The following is a 17,429-nucleotide window of genomic DNA, read 5'->3' on the forward strand; positions in this document are numbered from 1 at the left end:
ACTTTTCAATTTTGTTTCGCTAGCAGGTTTCAATATGCAGTCAGTCCAAGGTACCGATGCCATTGAAGGTGGTATGAAGACAGCACCGAGTAGTAAGAGTGTCTTTATTAAATGGTCCCTTTTAGGGACAGTTGGCCTTATCAATGGCTACGCCACGATTCTAATGTATTCACGCGGTGAAGTTGCTTTCGCGCTACTTACCGTTATTCTCACTGCGCTCGCCCTTTACATTTTCGGTAGCAAAAAAACATACGCTCATCGCTACATCTACCCGGGTATTGCCGGAATGATTATTTTCATTCTTTTCCCTTTGGCATACACCGTCGGGCTTGCGTTTACTAACTACAGCGCTAAAAACCAGCTCACCTTAGAGCGTGCGCAAAGTGTTCTTCTAGACAGAACGTACCAAAGTGGTGACAGCTACCCATTCTCTCTTTACAAAACTGAGCAGGGCCACAAGATTGTGATTAACGACGGTGACCAACTGTTGGTGACAGACGCCTTTAATCTTGGTGAGCTAACCGCAATGGAAATGGATCTCAAGCCAGTTGAAGAAGTGGTTGGCGAGAAAGAGGTCATCCGAACGATCATTCAAAACCGTTCCGCTATCACTGGCTTGGATCTTCAGTTGCCGAATGGTGATGAGATTCGCATGAGCGGATTGCGCAAATTTGCGGGTGTAATGCCTTTATATACGCTTCAAGAAGATGGCGAAACTCTACTAAACAACGATACTGGCGAAACATTGAAACCAAACATGGAAGTGGGTTTCTACCAAACTGTTGATGAGAACGGTCAGTTCTTTGGTTCAACAACTTCACCAGGTTTCGTGGTTGGTATCGGCACTCATAACTTCGAGCGTGTATGGAAAGATGACGGCATCAAACAGCCATTCATCAGTATCTTCATCTGGACAGTGGTATTCTCTGTTATCACGGTTATTGCAACACTGGTTATTGGCCTTGTTTTAGCAAGCGTTGTGCAGTGGGAAGAGCTGAAAGGCCGCTCAGTTTACCGAGTGCTGCTCATCCTTCCGTATGCGGTACCAGCGTTTATCTCGATTCTTATCTTTAAAGGTTTGTTTAACCAAAGCTTTGGTGAGATAAATATGGTGTTAGAGACCTTGTTCGGCATTAGCCTTCTTGGTTCTCAGATCCAATCCTTGCGAAAACCATGGTTCTCATCGTGAATACTTGGCTCGGTTTCCCTTACATGATGATTCTGTGTATGGGTCTATTGAAAGCGATTCCAGATGACTTGTATGAAGCATCAGCGATTGATGGTGCGAACTTCATCCATAATTTCACGAAGATCACACTGCCACTGATGATCAAACCTTTGACTCCACTACTGATTGCGAGCTTTGCGTTTAACTTTAATAACTTCGTAATGATTCAGCTGTTAACCGGCGGTGGTCCGAACATGATTGGTACGTCTGAGCCTGCAGGTTACACAGACTTACTGGTTAGCTACACATACCGTATTGCCTTCGAAGGCGCTGGTGGTCAAGACTTCGGTCTGGCAAGTGCAATCGCGACGCTTATCTTCCTACTTGTAGGTGCGTTAGCTCTGCTTAACCTTCGTTTCACTAAGCTTTCACAAGATTAAGGAGAATTGACATGGCAATGGTACAAGGTAAATCTCTAAAATATCGAGTATGGGCAACCCATATTGCCCTTTGGGTCTTCCTTGCGATGATCATCTTTCCTCTATTGATGGTAGTTGCGATTTCGTTCCGTGAAGGTAACTTTGCAACGGGGAGTCTCATTCCAGATAACCCATCTTTGGAGCACTGGAAGTTGGCTCTAGGCTTTACCGTGACACACGCAGATGGCTCAGTGACGCCACCTCCGTTCCCGGTTCTAACTTGGCTTTGGAACTCGGTTAAAGTTGCGGGTATCACGTCTATTCTTATCGTGGCACTGTCGACGACATCTGCTTATGCGTTTGCTCGTATGCGCTTTAAAGGTAAGAACACAATCCTTAAGGCAATGATGATCTTCCAGATGTTCCCAGCAGTACTGGCACTGGTAGCGATTTATGCTCTGTTTGACAAGCTGGGACAGTACATTCCGTTCCTTGGTTTGAACACGCATGGCGGTCTTATCTTCTCTTACCTAGGCGGTATTGCACTGCATGTTTGGACGATTAAAGGTTACTTTGAAACAATTGATAACTCTTTAGAAGAAGCGGCTGCGCTTGACGGCGCAACACCGTGGCAGGCCTTTAGATTGGTACTATTACCACTGTCTGTGCCAATCCTTGCGGTAGTGTTCATTTTGTCATTTATTGCAACCGTTGGTGAGGTTCCGGTCGCATCTTTATTGCTTTCTGACGTAAATTCTTATACGTTAGCAGTAGGTATGCAGCAATATCTCTACCCGCAAAACTATCTGTGGGGTGATTTTGCAGCGGCAGCAGTACTATCTGCGTTGCCTATAACCATCGTATTTTTGCTTGCACAGCGCTGGTTAGTCGGAGGACTTACGGCTGGTGGTGTGAAAGGATAAAAACGATAAGGGCGACCACTAGGGTCGCCCAAATTTTTGTTTCTCGTGCAACATATTTGGTTTGGCCGCCGACAAGTTGCAACAGAGAACAATCCTATTTTGGCGTTACGCATAGCTGGCTGTTAGCTTTTCCTTACGACAGAACATAACTAACAGTTTTTGTAACCAAAACCCGAGCTCAGCTTGGGTTTTTTTATGCCTACTGCATAACACCTTTAAATCCACAGCTTGAGTAGGGCTGTGAACCTAAGTGACTCAATTATAAGAATTTATAGTAGAAAGAATAACGAAGGCAATAAAGTGTGCGAGTCATAACAAGTTTTGTTATGAAACGAATTAATATGTTACATATTTAGAAGTGACAAAAGTGTCACTTTGTAGAGGAAGGTGTGCGTGAAGGTAAGCCCTGAAATCAGCTCAACGACTACAGAGCTAGGCTTTCGGTAGTACAGGTTTTTAGTTGTTAGCGTTTAGAACTCGCGACTAGAAGGCGCGCATCCTAAATATTGAAGCAGCACGTAGCGGCTTTCTTTGTGGAGAGCGACTTTGCGGAATAGATCGGCAAAGATATCATCACCTCCAAAACACGCTTGAATGTAGTGGTTGATCTCATCGGGTTGATAGCCTTCAACGTATAAGGTTCTTACCCATTGATATTCGACAGCTTTAGGGTTATTGAGTGTCGATTCACTCAAAGTGGTTTCGCCTAGGTTCAATCTTAAACCCTTGTAATTATTATTAGGAGCATGGGATTTAATCAAATCAAGATGAAGGTTTGATGACAGATTTTTAAAATTGATGAAGGTGGTATTGAGGTTATGTGACAGCGACCCAGATTGAGAAGAGTCGCTGCTTTTAAAATTATTGAGGACGCGTGGCTAGCTTATTTCAAGTACTTAACGTGGGCCTCCATCTCTTCTCCGATCTCTTTACGCATGTTCATTAAGCGAATAGCAGAGTTACGAAGCTCAATGTCTTCTTCTGTTTCTGGCACCCACTCCGGTACCTTAGTTGGTTTACCATTGCCATCAACCGCGACCATAATGACGATGCAGTGCGTGGTAAGGCGGTTGTTGAGCTCTTTCGGGTCGCTTGCTTGAACATCAAGTGCGATATGCATAGAAGAGCTGCCGGTGTAGATGACTTTGCCTGTGACTTCAACGAGGTTGCCGACAAAGATAGGTTCGACAAATCGAATACCACCAGCGTATGCGGTAATACAATATTTACCACTCCAACCCGCAGCGCAGGCGTAGGCTGCAAGGTCAATCCATTTCATGACTGCACCCCCATGGACTTTACCACCGAAGTTAACGTCTCCCGGCTCAGCTAAAAAGCGCAAAGTGATGTCGCGTTGTTGAGTGCTCATCGTGTACTTCCTTATATTGTTATTTTTGATAACAATATCATCAAAAAACCGTAATGTTTATATAATAGTTCGGCTCGATTGATAGTGCTCGCTCGCGTTTGAGCCTAAAACGCAAAAAGGCTGAGCAATGCTCAGCCTTTTAGATATGCCGTGGAAGTCGTTTATCGGTTTTTCACTTCTTCAAACTCGCCTTCGATTGTAGCGCCGCTATTTGCTGTGTCCTGCGCAGCGCCGTAGCCTGCTGTTTGATGAGCGGCGTAGAACTGACTATTCTGACGCATCTGCTTTTGAATTCGTTTGCCTGTAATTAATGCAGCAATAGTCAGAGGAATGGCCATCAGTAAGCTAAACACCAGCGCAAAAAAGCCAGTGATGACAGCAACGATACTAAGAATAACTCGATTCATATTGATTACCTCTTGTTGATGTAGCCACTATAACAGCGCGTTTCTGAACAAAACATGAACGCTCACAATAAAATTGTCAGTTTACTGCTGTGCTCTCAATTCTAGTCACCAAGAGCTGTCGATCGCCGCCGCCACGATGAGAATCGAGTGCCACTTTTAATCTTCTGAGTTTATCTCGAGAGCGATTCTTATGTTTAACCGCAAGCTCCATAGAGATCACATCCACTAACGCTAGCATGGCGTAGCGCGATGCTGATGGTTTGTAGATGAAGTCTGTTTCCATGTGCTTAATAGGAAGCGTGATATCGACGATCTTTGATAGTGGGCTGTCACTCGGCGTAATGGCGATGACTTTCAAACCGTATTGCTTGGCAAGTTCAGCGGTTTCGGTGATCACCGGGGTGTAGCCAGTCGCAGACATCATCACAAGGACGTCGTTGGCGTTGGCAGTGGCTGCCACCATGCGAGCATTAGTCCATCGTTGTATGCGACAATAGGTAGTCCAAGGCGAAACAGTCGATGTTGCAGCTCTTGGGAAGCAATGGTAGAGCCGCCACCCATACCAATTGAGATGATCTGACGGGCGTTTTGCAGCCAATCAACGGCTGTCTCAACATCTTGCTCTTTGATCAACGCTCGGTTGATGTCCAGACTCTGTTTGATGGACTCGTAGATGCCTTGATAGCCCGTGTGGTCAACGGGCTCTAAAATGAAGCGCTGGCCTATGGTTAAACTTTGCGCCAGTTTGATCTTCATGTCACGCACATTATTGCAGCCAACCGCTTTTGCGAATCGCGTAATCGTGGCTTCGCTCACTTGAGCCTGTTCTGCGAGTTCAGAAATACTGGCGTTTGCAGAAAACTGAATGTCATCCATGATCAGCTTAGCTACTTTTTTCTCAGCTTCACGCAAGGCAGGGTAGCGTTCGGATATTTGAGAAATGAGGTCTACTTTAAGAGTCAAACCTTTGATCCTTGTTTTTGTTCTTGTAATAAATTTGGGCCAATTATAGCCTAACTATACCGTCGGAATGAATATCGCCGCTTAGCTTACCATTGAGCTTTGTTTATCATTGAACGTCAATCAACTAAGCGGCTTAACACTACGTTAGAATCGTGTCTCTACCCACTCTTCGACTTGATATTCATCGTTACAAATTGCGATATAGCGCCATTTGTCGAACGTCAAGCATGGGTGAGATGTCGAGAAAGCAATCATATCACCGACTTGAATGTCTGAGTTAGGGTCGACTTTCATAAACGTATGCTGATCCATGACATCGGTTGATACTAATCCTTCAACTGATATTGCTTGACCATTTCGATAGGCACGCTCAGGGATCGGCAGGCCAGCATCGAAGGCGACATCGCGTTTGCCCAAGCCAATGATCACCTTCTCATCTTCAGGCCTCGAGATGACATAAGCCCATACTTCGAGTGAAGAGTTCAGGTCGCCACCCAGCTCGCAAGCGTAGCCTTGGTTTGTTTGGGCGCGCTGCATGACTTTGCTCTGCGCTTCTAAGTAAATCCCGGTGTCGTGAATGGCGTAGCAACCCGGTCGAATAATCGCGAGAGTATGGGTGAGGTTTGCAAAGCTTTCCGCCACGACATCATACCAAGCAGAACCCGCGCCAGACACGATGGGTTGTCCTTCGATAAGGCCAACACATTTCAGCTTTTGTACAAGCTCTAGTGATTGCGCCAAAAATTCGCGAATTTTCTCTTCTGCATTATTACCACCGATAACACCCTCATACACTTCGATGCCCGCTAGTTTAATACCTGCCATACCTTGGGTTGAGTCAGCTAGTTCGATCAATTCTTCTGCAGAGCGCACACCACATCGACCACCCGGTACGCCAAACTCAATGAACACATTCAGCGGTTTAGTCTCATTGGCGAAGTAGTCATCCAGAGCATCAAGATTAATGAGAGAGTCGACACAGCAATAAAACTCAACATCGTAGTCTCGAATAAGCTGGGCAACGATGGCCATGTTAGCTTTACCCACGAGTTGATTCGCCATGATGATGTTCTTAGCGCCAGCCAGTGCGGCAACTTCTGCTTGAGCGGGTGTGGCGACTGTAATGCCCCAAGCGCCAGCTTCTAACTGTTTGGAAAAGAACGCAGGGGTCATGGTGGTTTTACCATGAGGTGATAACTTCACTTGATGATGGTTAGCAAAACTCTGCATCCAGTCGATGTTACTTTTTAACGCAGAGCGTTTGATGACGGCAGCAGGAAGCGATATTTCTTCGTCAATAAGGCTATATGGTGTGTTTTGGGAAGCAGCAAAGCGGCCCTTGTGGCCAAAAGTAGGCAGTGTAGATTCAGAGTTATGATACTTTATAACATTTAGTTGGTTGTTTTCTATACTCATGATGTTTGCTCTAACATATTGTAAGTCATTGATTTTAGTGTCTAACTGCGAATTATCATAACTGTCGTGTTAGAAACTATCAAACAATTTAAGATTTTTTGTGTGTTTTATCACTGTAAAAGTTGGGGTGATTATTAATATGTACTCATCCAATTGAGGGTAACGAGAGAAGTAAATGTTGTTCGATACAGTGATAAAAAATATACAAGTGTTTGATGGAACGGGAAGTGCGCCATTTATTGCTGATGTTGCTATCAAAGACGATCGTATCGTAAAGGTAGGTCAGGTTGACCTATGCGAGTCTGAGGGTGTTATCGAAGGTTCAGGTTTGGCGCTTGCGCCAGGTTTTATCGATGTACATACGCATGACGATACGAATGTTATTCGTTTTCCTGATTGCCGACCAAAAATCACACAAGGTGTGACATCTGTGATTGTCGGCAACTGTGGCATTAGCGCCATGCCAACGATTCTAGCGCAGGATCCACCAGATCCAATGAACCTACTTGGTGCGAAAGAAGATTTTAAATACCCAACCTTTGCTTCTTATGCACAAGCCGTCGAAGAAGCGCAACCCGCGGTGAACGTAGCTGCATTGGTTGGCCACACGACGCTGCGAAACCAAGCAATGGACTCCCTACAGAGAACGGCTGACCAAGATGAAATTGGTGTAATGCAAAAAGCGCTAGACCAAGCGATGTCAGAAGGAGCGTTAGGCTTAAGCTCAGGCCTTGCTTATGCCAGTGCGAAACAAGCGAATGCCAACGAGGTGATGCAGCTTGCAGAAGTTTTGGCGAAATATAATGGTATCTACACCACGCACATGCGTACGGAATTCGAAGAGATCATCTCTGCAATGGAAGAGGCGTTCGAAACGGGCAAACACGCAAAAAGTGCCTGTTGTGATCTCTCACCTTAAGTGTGCGGGAGCGGGTAACTGGGGACGTACAGTAGAAGTGCTCGATCTGATGGACAAAGTGTCTGAGCATCAGGACGTCTCTTGTGATTGTTACCCATATTCAGCGAGCTCTTCGACGCTAGACTTGAAACAAGTGACGGACGAAATCGATATTTTCATCACTTGGTCGGAAGCTAAGCCTGAGTATGCGGGCAAAATGCTTAAAGACATTGCTCAAGAGATGGAGCTTCCTCTGATGGAAGCAGCCCGAGCGCTGCAACCAGCCGGTGCGGTATACCACTGCATGGACGAAGAAGACGTTAAACGAGTCTTGAAATACAAACTGACCATGGTGGGCTCCGATGGGCTGCCAAACGATCCACATCCGCACCCGAGGTTATGGGGCACGTTCCCGAAGGTTCTAGGTCATTACTGTCGTGATGAAAAGCTATTCTCGATGGCAGAAGCGATTCACAAAATGACGGGCATGTCTGCTGAGCGCTATAACATGACAGATCGAGGCGTGATTAAAGAAGGCGCATTCGCAGACTTAGTATTATTTAATCCTAATACGGTTAAAGATACTGCGACATTCGAAAATCCTATTTCTGTCTCTGATGGAATTGAACATGTTTTTGTGAATGGTATATCAACATATAAAAATGGTGTTGTAAGCGAAAAGCGTTCAGGCCGTTTTATATATCGAAATTGATATTAATGATTTAATTGGCTAGATAATTAAATTTGGCTGAAATTAATAATTAACTGTCTTTTTATAAAGGCAAATGTATTTAAAATTTATATTGGTAATTACCAAGTGTTAACTGGAGAATAAAATGACTATTAAACGTTACGGTGCAGAAGGCGGTACAGGTACTGGTGGTCAACATCTACCATTTTCAAGTGCGACTGAAGCGGGTGGCTTCCTATATGTATCTGGACAAACACCAATGACAGATGGTGAAGTGGTTGAAGGTGGCATCGTTGACCAATCGCGCCTTGCTATTCAAAACTGTATCGACATCATGACGACAGCTGGCTACACGCTTGAAGACGTAGTACACGTAAAAGTGGTACTAACAGATGCGCGTTACTTCCAATCGTTTAATAAAGTATTCAAAGAAGTGTTTGGTGAACATCCACCAGCGCGAATTTGCATGGTGTGTGATCTTGTTGTCGACGTTAAAGTAGAAGTTGACGTAACTTGTTACCGTAAAGATCGTGCATAAGCTTCACATAAACTAGTAATTCACGTACTGGGAATTAATTCTCCCTGTTATTATTTTTCAGTACGTTCATCCCCTACAAATAATATTCAAATAATAATTGAGCTTTAATTACTATCGCTCAAATTAAAATAATATACACAAAAGTGATTCTGAGAGGTGTTGAATGAATAGCACGTTGTTTCTCACAGGCTTTGGCTTGTATGTCTTGTTCTTAATTTGGTTAGGTTGGTTTGTTTCCCGAAACCAAAAATCTGGTGAAGATTTCTTATTAGGTGGCCGTGGCCTACCACTCTTTTTAGTATTAGGTACAACGGTTGCGACCATGGTTGGTACCGGCTCTAGTATGGGCGCAGTCGGCTTTGGTTATGCCAATGGCTGGGCTGGTGCACTGTATGGTATTGGCGGCGCGATTGGTATCTTGCTTCTTGCTCTGTGGTTTGCCCCTGTACGTAAACTCAATTTCATGACCATGAGTGAAGAGCTGGCGTATTACGTTGGCGCAAACAAAATCGTTAAAAACGTGGTTGGCATGCTTATTTTCATCGCTTCGATTGGCTGGTTGGGCGCGCACATTCTCGGTGGCGGTATGTACCTAGCATGGATTGCCGACATTGACCTCAATACTGCGAAGATCATCATCGCGGCAGCCTTTACTATCTACGTTGTGATTGGTGGTTACACGGCCGTTGTTTGGACGGACACCATTCAGGCAATCATCCTTTTTGTTGGCTTCATACTTATGGCAGTTCTTTCTGTGCAGCACATTGGTGGTATGGAGAATCTTTACGCGGCGATGGATCCAGCAGCGACTAGCTTCCTTGCGATTGAAAAGTTGGGCATTGTGCAGCAGTCTCTCTAGCTGTGGTTATTGGTGTGGGTGTACTTGCAACGCCGTCTTTCCGTCAACGTATCTACTCAGGTAAAGATGTATCAACCATTCGTCGCTCGTTTGTTGGCTCAGGCGTCCTGTACCTGTTTTTCTCAATCATTCCAGCAATCATCGGTATGGCTGCACATGCGATTGACCCAACACTCGACAACCCGAACTTCTCGTTCCCATATGTCGCTGCAACGGTACTGCCTGTAGGCATCGGTATGATTGTTCTAATTGCAGGCCTTTCAGCAACTATGTCGAGTGCAAGTTCAGACGCGATTGCAGGTGTGTCGATTCTTCTTCGCGATGTTTACGTGATGTTTACTGGCCGCGTTCCAAACAAAGAGTCAATGCTGAACTACTCTCGTCTTGCACTGGTCGTTGTCATCGGATTTGCGCTTCTGTTTGCACTTACATCTAACGATATCATCAGCTACATCACTAAGATGATCTCAACGGTAATGTCAGGCATGTTCGTATGTGGAATGCTAGGTCGCTTCTGGAAGCGCTACAACTGGCAGGGTGCTCTAGCTACACTGGCCGGTGCATCAATCGCGTCTTTCACTGTGATGATGAGCGCAGACCTAACCGCATATTGGGGCAACCCTGTGATTCCTTCATGTCTATTTGCCCTAACGGTTGGTGTGGTAGTGAGCCTTCTCACTCCGGCTAACGATGTCACGCCTGAAATGGCTCAAGCTATCTTAGATGATGAGCGCGCATTGATGGAAATGGAGCTATCTGACAAGGGTGTACTTGAAGAAGATACCTCTGCGGCGGGCCGTCAGGCAACTCAAAATAGCTAATGATGTTTTAGTGGGGCTCACGTCTTCGGGCCCCTTACTTAACACCTAACCTTATGTAATTGATGTAGGAATCTCATGACTTTAACTTCACGTTTAAATGTCGCATTCTTTGGCGAGTGTATGGTTGAGATCAGCGGTTCACCGCTTGAAAAACGCTTTGGTGGCGATACGTTAAACACGGCGCTTTATCTCTCTCGCCTTACACAATCTACGCCGATCAAAGTGTCTTATGCGACGGGATTGGGTGTCGACAAGCTCTCTGACCAAATGCTCGACCAGTGGACAGAAGAAGGCATTGCGATTGACCATGTTGAGCGTAAGAACAGCAAGTTACCTGGGCTATACATGGTTGAAACGGACGCGACAGGCGAGCGCCATTTTATGTACTGGCGCGACAACTCTGCCGCTAAGCATTACTTTTCAAACCTTGAAGTCACCAAGCTTGAGCAAGCGCTCGAATCAAAAAGCATCGACGTTTTGTATGTCAGCGGCATTAGCTTAGCCATTCTGCCTGATGAAGATAAAGCACGATTGTTAAGTGCGGTTCGCGGGTTCTCTGAGTGTGGCGGCCATGTCGTTTTTGACAATAACTTCCGCCCGCAATTATGGAGCGCAGAACAAGCAAAACACTGGTACGAGCAACTGCTTCCTTGGGTGAATATTGCCCTGATTACGGAAGATGACGACCAACTTGTTTGGGGTGTCTCAGAGTCCGTTCAAAGTCGCTGCGCTCGTTTTGGCGTGAAAGAGGTGGTGATCAAGCGCGGTTGTGAGCCTTGTAAAGTCATCATCAATGCAGACCGCAATGAAGCAAAAGAGGCTCAAGAGTGGCATGTCGCAGCCGAACGCGTTGCGAAGGTCGTTGATACTTGCGCTGCAGGTGATTCGTTTGCAGCAGGCTATTTAGCAGCAAGACTAACAGGAAAAAGTGCTCAAGAATCCGCAACTCTAGGGCATCGCTTAGCGTCCATTGTAATTCAGTTCCCTGGCGCGATTATTCCTATTAATGCAATGCTGCCCTTGTGTGAATAAAAGAGTTTAATGTCTTATTAAGCCGTGTTGAACTACTAGATCTTATCCAATTAGGTATTTGAAAATGTCTCAAGAAATTTTGAACAAACTGAATCAGTACAAAGTGGTCCCGGTGATTCAAATCAACCGCGTGGAAGATGCGGTACCGCTGGCGAAAGTACTGGTCGAAAATGGCCTGCCTGTTGCAGAAGTGACCTTTAGAACGGACGCAGCGGTAGGTGCGATTAAAGCCATGCGTGAAGCATACCCAGAGCTTTGTATTGGTGCCGGTACAGTTTTGACGCCAGAGCAAGTAGACCAAGCGATTGAAGCGGGTTCTGAATTCATTGTTGCGCCTGGCTTAAACCCAAATACGGTTCGTTTGTGCCAAGAGCGCAATGTTCCAATTGTGCCAGGTGTGAACAACCCAAGTCAGGTTGAGCAAGCACTAGAGCTAGGCTTAACCTTTCTGAAATTCTTCCCTGCTGAGGCATCTGGCGGCGTTAATATGGTTAAGTCCTTATTGGCCCCTTATGTCGACGTATCCTTTATGCCAACAGGTGGTATCGGTAAAGGCAATATCAATGACTACCTAGGGTTAGAACGAATTGTGTGCTGTGGCGGTACATGGATGGTGTCGCCAAAAATGATCGAAAATCAACAGTGGGATGAAATCGGTCAGTTAGTACGAGAGGCGGTGGAGCTAGTTAACTAGTTCTTCAACTCTTAGGATAATAATAACAACAAAACTCGGTTGTCTATTCACGTGTCCTCCTTCCCCCTTAGCAGCAAAGCGCTGTGCAGAAGAGGAGCGAAGCGTCACACAGGTGGTCTGTGTGGCGTTCCATCCAACGTAGAAAATGACAATAACAATGAAAAAAATAATTCCAACCGCAGTACTTGTTTTATTACCGATGACTTCAATTGCAGGAGGATACGTCGATTTAAGAGCGGAATATCGTGATACCACTGACCAGTATCGAAGCCGATTTATTGTGGGCAATCACTTCGATAATGGCTATGGCTTAGAGACGTTAACCAACGTTCGACATGCTATGGGGGCTTACGATGAAACCCGAGTGATTAATACCGAGTTTACTCACTATTACACTCACGCGATTAACGACAACCTAATGCTAAACCCAGGTGTGGTACTCAACTTTCAAAGTTCGAATACCTTTGTTATGCCATACCTGAAAGTGAATTATAACTTCGACAGTGGATGGTTTGTTCATGGCCGTTACCGTTACGACTTTTCAACTGAAAAGCTGATTAACGATTACGGTGATGAAGAGACAGCCAAGCGACACCGTTATGACATTTGGACTGGTTACAACACAGATAAATACATGATCTCTTATGCATTTACTTATTTTGACCAGATTACTCATCATACAAACGAGCTAGCGACAGGAGATTTGAATGCACGCGAACACACGGTGAAGGCCGTATATAAATGGAAATCAAATGTTCGCCCGTACATGGAAGTTGTGGATGCAGACACCATTCAATCGCACGATGACAAAACAGATTGGCGCTATCGAATTGGTGTGAATTTTTCCTTCTAACTTTTCATCACTTATAAACAGAACCAATTCGTGAATTGGCTCCAAGAAAACTATCAATATTTGAAGTGTATACGGACGAATAACAATGAAAAAAACGCTACTATCCCTACTCATCTCTAGCTCGGTACTTGCTCCTATGGCACATGCAATGGCTCCAAATACAGATCTAAATTTAATGCCTTACCCACAGTCGGTTGAACTGGCAACGGGTCAGGTGAACATCGATGGCAACTTTAAGGTTTACATCAAAGGCTTTACTTCTGATCGCGTTGAATACACAGCAAAACGCTTCATTGATCGCTTAGAGCGACAGACGGGTGTTCCAATGCTGAATTGGCAGGTGGACAACGCCAGAGACGCGAATCTGATTATTGATATCTCCCGCGCGCCTAAATCTGAAATTCAAAACATTGATTCAGACGAAACTTACAAGATCCTAACTCAAGGTCAGCAGATCACCTTAAGTTCAGAAAGCCCATACGGTGCGATTCGTGGTATTGAAACGCTGCTTCAGCTAGTGGATACCACGGCAGAAGGTTACTCGATTCCTGCAGTGACGATTGTTGATGAGCCACGCTTTCGTTGGCGTGGAGTGTCTTACGACACGTCTCGTCACTTCATCGAATTTGACGTTCTAATCCGTCAGCTAGATGCAATGGCATCGGCGAAAATGAACGTGTTCCACTGGCACTTCTGGGATGATCAAGGGATTCGTATTCAGACAGATAGCTGGACTCGCCTATGGTCTGAAACGTCAGATGGTAACTACTACACCAAAGATCAAGTTCGCTACTTGGTGGAATACGCACGTAACCTCGGTATTCGTGTGATTCCTGAGGTTTCCCTACCGGGTCACTCTTCTGCCGTGGCGTATGCTTATCCTCACCTGATGTCGGGTGGCGAAGGTCAAACTTACGAACAAGAGCGTAGTTGGGGCGTGTTTGAGCCTCTGATGGATCCCCTAAACCCAGAATTGTATGAAATGCTTGGCGATGTGTTTGATGAAGTCGTTGAGCTATTCCCAGACGAGTACTTCCACATCGGTGGTGATGAGCCAAACTACTCTCAGTGGATCAATAGCGAAAGACACCAGAAGTTCATTGAAGAGAACAACATCGATGGCGAACGTGGCTTGCAATCTTACCTCAACATTAAAGTTGAGCAGATGCTGGAAGCACGCGGCAAGAAGATGACCGGTTGGGATGAGATCTGGCATAAAGATCTGCCAACATCGATCGTGATTCAAAGCTGGCAAGGTCACGACAGTATTGGCCGCGCAGCACAAGAAGGTTACCAAGGTATTTTGTCTACCGGTTACTACTTGGATCAGCCTCAACCAACCAGCTACCACTACCGTAACGATCCAATTCCAAAAGGCTTAACGGTGGATGACCAACTCCATGAGGGTGAGAAGTTTGTGACTTACCAGTGGGTTAAACCGCGCACCAAGGGTGGCCCTCGTAACGGCATGCTGACCATTATTGAAGGGACGGATGGTGAATTCCGAGCATTTGTCGATTACAACGGTAAGTCGCGCGAAGAGATCTTCATTAAAGATTACCAGCCGGGTAAGAAGTTTGTTGGTCATTTCGATAACTTCATGTCGTACACTGAGTTTAACCTAGAGCTAAATCAAAACGGTTTCACGGGCAACAGTTACCAGCTGATTGGTAACGTGCGTTGGCCAACTACTGGTGACGTCATTGCCAGCAGCAATATTGAAGGTAGCAAGATCCCAGCGCCGGATGGTGGCTACCCTGCAGAGTTAACGGAAAAAGAGAAAGAGCTGATCTTGGGTGGTGAAATTACCATGTGGCTTGAGATGAAAGACAGCCACACGGTGGAGCAGTATTTGTGGCCGCGAAGCTACGCGATTGCAGAGCGTTTGTGGTCGGACGCTGAGCTTACCGATGAGCGCAGCATGTACAAGCGTATGAGTGTGATGGATACATGGTCTGAGGTTTCTGTTGGTCTGCGCCACCATGCAAATGCTGACATGCTGCTTAAGCGCCTAGCGAAAGGTCAAGATATTCGTGACCTGCAAGATTTAGCGAAGTACACAGAGCCTGCTCAGTACTATGCACGTAACTGGGAGAAGTGGATTGCAACAGATCCAGAAGGCATTCTCTACAGCCAATATGAGCGTCTAAACCGTTTTGTGGATGCGTTAGTGGTTGAGAGCTACGCCGTTTATGAAATGGAAGATCTTGTGGCGCAATACACAATAGGTAATGCAGAATCTTTAGAAGCATTAATAGTGCATTTCGAGAAAGCGAAGTCGGCTGCGATTGCCTCAAAACCACTCTTTGCTGATCACGTTGCTTCAGTTGAAACTGTGATTGTCGCCGATAAAACGGTGGAAGTGGCGGATTTAGCGCTGACATTGATTGCAAAAGCGCAAGCTGGCGATACTATTCGTAAAGCAGATGCTCAAGCTTACCAAGCGATCATTAACGACGCCGCGAAGATTTACGATGAAGCGATAATTGCGATTACGCGCCCAGCAGAGCAGTTGTTGCACTATCTAGTTAAATAAGGCTAGCTAAATAGAGTTAGTCATAAAAGCTGACAAAAAAGAGATAACGATTCTCACACGATTGCCGCCCGTAAGGGCGGCTTTTTTTGGTTTGAATTCATTGAGCGATGTAACGAGAACCCTGTAGTTTAATAAACACCACATGGGTGCTCGCGCTGAGGTAAAAAGCGAGTTTCTTTGAGCACAGATTGGGTGACTTCAGCCAGAATTCCTTGTTCTAGCGCCCAGCGATGCCAATAAAGATCGCGAGCAAACCCATGTTCAGGCAAAAGATCCACTAACTCACCAGTTTCCAATTTATCTCCAAGCATTAAATCGGGCACCATGCCATACCCGATATCCAACTCTGCCATCTTCACGAATGCTTCTGGCGAGCGCAGAGTATGGAAGCGCCACTCTCCTTCATTTAAGTCAAAATGGTGCTCGAGAAAGACATGATGCATTTCATCATATTGGTCAAAGATCACCGCAGGGGCGGACATAAGTGCTTCACGAGTCACCCCATTGGGGAAGTATCGTTTGACGAAATTGGGGCTCGCAATACAACGGTAGTTGAGCTGGCCTAAGTAATCGCTACTGCACCCCGTTAACGGTTTTTCATTGGCACTGATTGCGCCAAGTACTTCACCACTGCGCAGTTTATCAATCGTGTTCTTCTCGTCGCTTAGTACAATGTTCAGTGACACTTCATGCTCGCTTAACACTGCTTTAAGCGCTGGAAGTAGCCACAGAGCTAAGCTGTCGTGGTTAGTCGCTAAGGCTAGCTCAGTGACCTGTTGTTGCTCATTTGGAAGCCACTCTTGTTCAAGTAATTTAACTTGTTGATAGAGCCCTAATAAGCGTTGCCCTGCAGGCGTTGGGGCAGGCGGATTAGAACGAACAAGAAGGGGCTGAGCCATATTTTGCTCTAGCTGTTTGATACGTTGTGAAATGGCCGATTGAGTAATAAACAGCTTCTGGGCCGCAAGTTCAAAGCTACCCGAAGCAATAACAGCATCCAAAGCTGCCACAGCTTTATAATCAACCATAATTAGTAATCCTTATGAATCATTAAATTAATTAGCGTTACTTATTTTAGGTTAACTCATACTCTGTAGAAAATGAAGAGTCAGGCTCAGCAGGATGGAGGAGAAAACGATGAGCGCATGGATATGGCTACAAGGTTTTGGAATGGGTGCTGCGATGATCATTCCCATCGGCGCGCAAAATGCTTTCGTGCTCAATCAAGGGATTAAGAAACAACATCATCTGACGGTAGCGATGATTTGCGCGTTGTGCGATACCATTTTAGTGTTTGGTGGTATTTTTGGCGGCAGTAAGTTGCTCAGTGCCTCACCAATGGCACTAAGTGTTATCACATACTCCGGCGTTGCCTTTTTAAGTTTCTATGGCTTGAGTTCGCTGCATCGTGCATGGCGAGCACAGAGTGAATCGATTGAAGTCAATCACAAGAGTATGTCTCGCAAGGTAGTGATTGGCGCTACTTTGGCGGTTACTTTACTTAATCCACATGTGTATTTAGACACCTTTGTGGTGCTTGGCTCTATTGGCGCGAGCTACGCGGAACCTGATCGACTGCCATTTGCACTCGGTATCGTGGCGGCTTCGTTCTTTTGGTTCTTTAGCCTTTCCACCGTGGCAGCCAAAATGGCACCAGTTCTTCAAAAGCCAAAGGTTCAGCAGGCAATTGATATCATCATTGGTATGATCATGTTGTTTATCGCATGGAAGCTGTTTTGGTCTATGAACTAGTGCAAATGACGATCTTTAAACAGCCTCAAATAGATCTTCCTAATTGCTGTTGTATTCATTATTGTTATTAATCAAATAGCTAACGTTTTA

12 protein-coding genes and 4 pseudogenes are annotated in these 17,429 nt (G+C 45.5%); 10 read left to right on the plus strand and 6 right to left on the minus strand.

Features of this window, described 5'->3' with window-relative positions; genetic code table 11:
• The first annotated feature begins 34 nt into the window (after positions 1-34).
• A pseudogene (gene malF, locus UA76_RS00915) lies at positions 35-1,608 on the plus strand (maltose ABC transporter permease MalF).
• Between the two features lie 11 nt (positions 1,609-1,619).
• Entirely contained in the window at positions 1,620-2,510 is an 891-nt protein-coding gene (malG, locus tag UA76_RS00920) for a maltose ABC transporter permease MalG (protein ID WP_047042215.1), read from the plus strand.
• 470 nt (positions 2,511-2,980) lie between these two features.
• Here the strand turns inward: malG and UA76_RS00925 are convergent, their stop codons facing one another.
• From UA76_RS00925 to UA76_RS00945, 5 genes and pseudogenes are all read right to left on the minus strand, one after another.
• Positions 2,981-3,226 (minus strand): hypothetical protein, encoded by a 246-nt coding sequence (locus tag UA76_RS00925; RefSeq protein WP_047042217.1) that lies wholly within the window; start codon positions 3,224-3,226, stop codon positions 2,981-2,983.
• A 167-nt stretch (positions 3,227-3,393) separates the two neighbouring features.
• On the minus strand, positions 3,394-3,879 hold the full coding sequence (locus UA76_RS00930) for an acyl-CoA thioesterase (protein WP_047042219.1): 486 nt from the start codon (positions 3,877-3,879) through the stop codon (positions 3,394-3,396).
• Between the two features lie 161 nt (positions 3,880-4,040).
• Positions 4,041-4,286, minus strand: coding sequence for a hypothetical protein (locus UA76_RS00935; protein ID WP_047042221.1), 246 nt, complete (start codon positions 4,284-4,286; stop codon positions 4,041-4,043).
• A 76-nt stretch (positions 4,287-4,362) separates the two neighbouring features.
• Positions 4,363-5,249: pseudogene (locus UA76_RS00940) on the minus strand (MurR/RpiR family transcriptional regulator).
• A gap of 144 nt (positions 5,250-5,393) precedes the next feature.
• The gene (locus tag UA76_RS00945) at positions 5,394-6,665 is read right to left on the minus strand and encodes an amino acid deaminase (RefSeq protein WP_047042223.1); all 1,272 of its coding nucleotides are present in this window, start codon (positions 6,663-6,665) and stop codon (positions 5,394-5,396) included.
• A 175-nt stretch (positions 6,666-6,840) separates the two neighbouring features.
• Here UA76_RS00945 and UA76_RS00950 point away from each other — a divergent pair.
• The 7 genes and pseudogenes from UA76_RS00950 (at position 6,841) to UA76_RS00980 (ending at position 15,587) form a co-directional block, all read left to right on the plus strand.
• Positions 6,841-8,275, plus strand: a pseudogene (locus UA76_RS00950) (N-acyl-D-amino-acid deacylase family protein).
• A gap of 124 nt (positions 8,276-8,399) precedes the next feature.
• The gene (locus tag UA76_RS00955) at positions 8,400-8,792 is read left to right on the plus strand and encodes a RidA family protein (protein ID WP_047042225.1); all 393 of its coding nucleotides are present in this window, start codon (positions 8,400-8,402) and stop codon (positions 8,790-8,792) included.
• A 163-nt stretch (positions 8,793-8,955) separates the two neighbouring features.
• Positions 8,956-10,472, plus strand: a pseudogene (locus UA76_RS00960) (sodium:solute symporter family protein).
• 75 nt (positions 10,473-10,547) lie between these two features.
• Positions 10,548-11,504 carry a sugar kinase gene (locus UA76_RS00965; RefSeq protein WP_047042227.1) on the plus strand — a complete coding sequence of 319 codons (957 nt, stop codon included), beginning with the start codon at positions 10,548-10,550 and terminating at the stop codon, positions 11,502-11,504.
• 64 nt (positions 11,505-11,568) lie between these two features.
• Entirely contained in the window at positions 11,569-12,198 is a 630-nt protein-coding gene (locus tag UA76_RS00970; protein WP_047042228.1) for a bifunctional 4-hydroxy-2-oxoglutarate aldolase/2-dehydro-3-deoxy-phosphogluconate aldolase, read from the plus strand.
• 157 nt (positions 12,199-12,355) lie between these two features.
• Positions 12,356-13,051 carry an oligogalacturonate-specific porin KdgM family protein gene (locus tag UA76_RS00975; protein ID WP_047042230.1) on the plus strand — a complete coding sequence of 232 codons (696 nt, stop codon included), beginning with the start codon at positions 12,356-12,358 and terminating at the stop codon, positions 13,049-13,051.
• Positions 13,052-13,136: 85 nt separating this feature from the next.
• Positions 13,137-15,587, plus strand: coding sequence for a family 20 glycosylhydrolase (locus UA76_RS00980; RefSeq protein WP_047042232.1), 2,451 nt, complete (start codon positions 13,137-13,139; stop codon positions 15,585-15,587).
• 128 nt (positions 15,588-15,715) lie between these two features.
• On the opposite strand, the gene UA76_RS00985 is transcribed toward UA76_RS00980, so the two are convergent.
• On the minus strand, positions 15,716-16,618 hold the full coding sequence (locus tag UA76_RS00985) for a LysR family transcriptional regulator ArgP (RefSeq protein WP_052771892.1): 903 nt from the start codon (positions 16,616-16,618) through the stop codon (positions 15,716-15,718).
• A gap of 106 nt (positions 16,619-16,724) precedes the next feature.
• On the opposite strand from UA76_RS00985, the gene UA76_RS00990 reads away from it, so the two are divergent.
• Positions 16,725-17,339, plus strand: a complete 615-nt coding sequence (locus tag UA76_RS00990) for a LysE/ArgO family amino acid transporter (RefSeq protein ID WP_047042236.1) — start codon at positions 16,725-16,727, stop codon at positions 17,337-17,339.
• Positions 17,340-17,429 lie beyond the last annotated feature (90 nt).

The sequence above is a fragment of the Vibrio mexicanus genome (assembly GCF_001012815.1).
Taxonomy (GTDB): Bacteria; Pseudomonadota; Gammaproteobacteria; order Enterobacterales; family Vibrionaceae; genus Vibrio; species Vibrio mexicanus.

What these genes read in the sequence shown, in the direction of transcription:
- UA76_RS00970 (WP_047042228.1), top strand. Translation starts at nt 11,569, where the DNA reads ATGTCTCAAGAAATTTTGAACAAACTGAATCAGTACAAAGTGGTCCCG.
- UA76_RS00990 (WP_047042236.1), top strand. Translation starts at nt 16,725, where the DNA reads ATGAGCGCATGGATATGGCTACAAGGTTTTGGAATGGGTGCTGCGATG.
- UA76_RS00935 (WP_047042221.1), bottom strand. Translation starts at nt 4,286, where the DNA reads ATGAATCGAGTTATTCTTAGTATCGTTGCTGTCATCACTGGCTTTTTT.
- UA76_RS00980 (WP_047042232.1), top strand. Translation starts at nt 13,137, where the DNA reads ATGAAAAAAACGCTACTATCCCTACTCATCTCTAGCTCGGTACTTGCT.
- UA76_RS00945 (WP_047042223.1), bottom strand. Translation starts at nt 6,665, where the DNA reads ATGAGTATAGAAAACAACCAACTAAATGTTATAAAGTATCATAACTCT.
- UA76_RS00965 (WP_047042227.1), top strand. Translation starts at nt 10,548, where the DNA reads ATGACTTTAACTTCACGTTTAAATGTCGCATTCTTTGGCGAGTGTATG.
- UA76_RS00975 (WP_047042230.1), top strand. Translation starts at nt 12,356, where the DNA reads ATGAAAAAAATAATTCCAACCGCAGTACTTGTTTTATTACCGATGACT.
- malG (WP_047042215.1), top strand. Translation starts at nt 1,620, where the DNA reads ATGGCAATGGTACAAGGTAAATCTCTAAAATATCGAGTATGGGCAACC.
- UA76_RS00930 (WP_047042219.1), bottom strand. Translation starts at nt 3,879, where the DNA reads ATGAGCACTCAACAACGCGACATCACTTTGCGCTTTTTAGCTGAGCCG.
- UA76_RS00955 (WP_047042225.1), top strand. Translation starts at nt 8,400, where the DNA reads ATGACTATTAAACGTTACGGTGCAGAAGGCGGTACAGGTACTGGTGGT.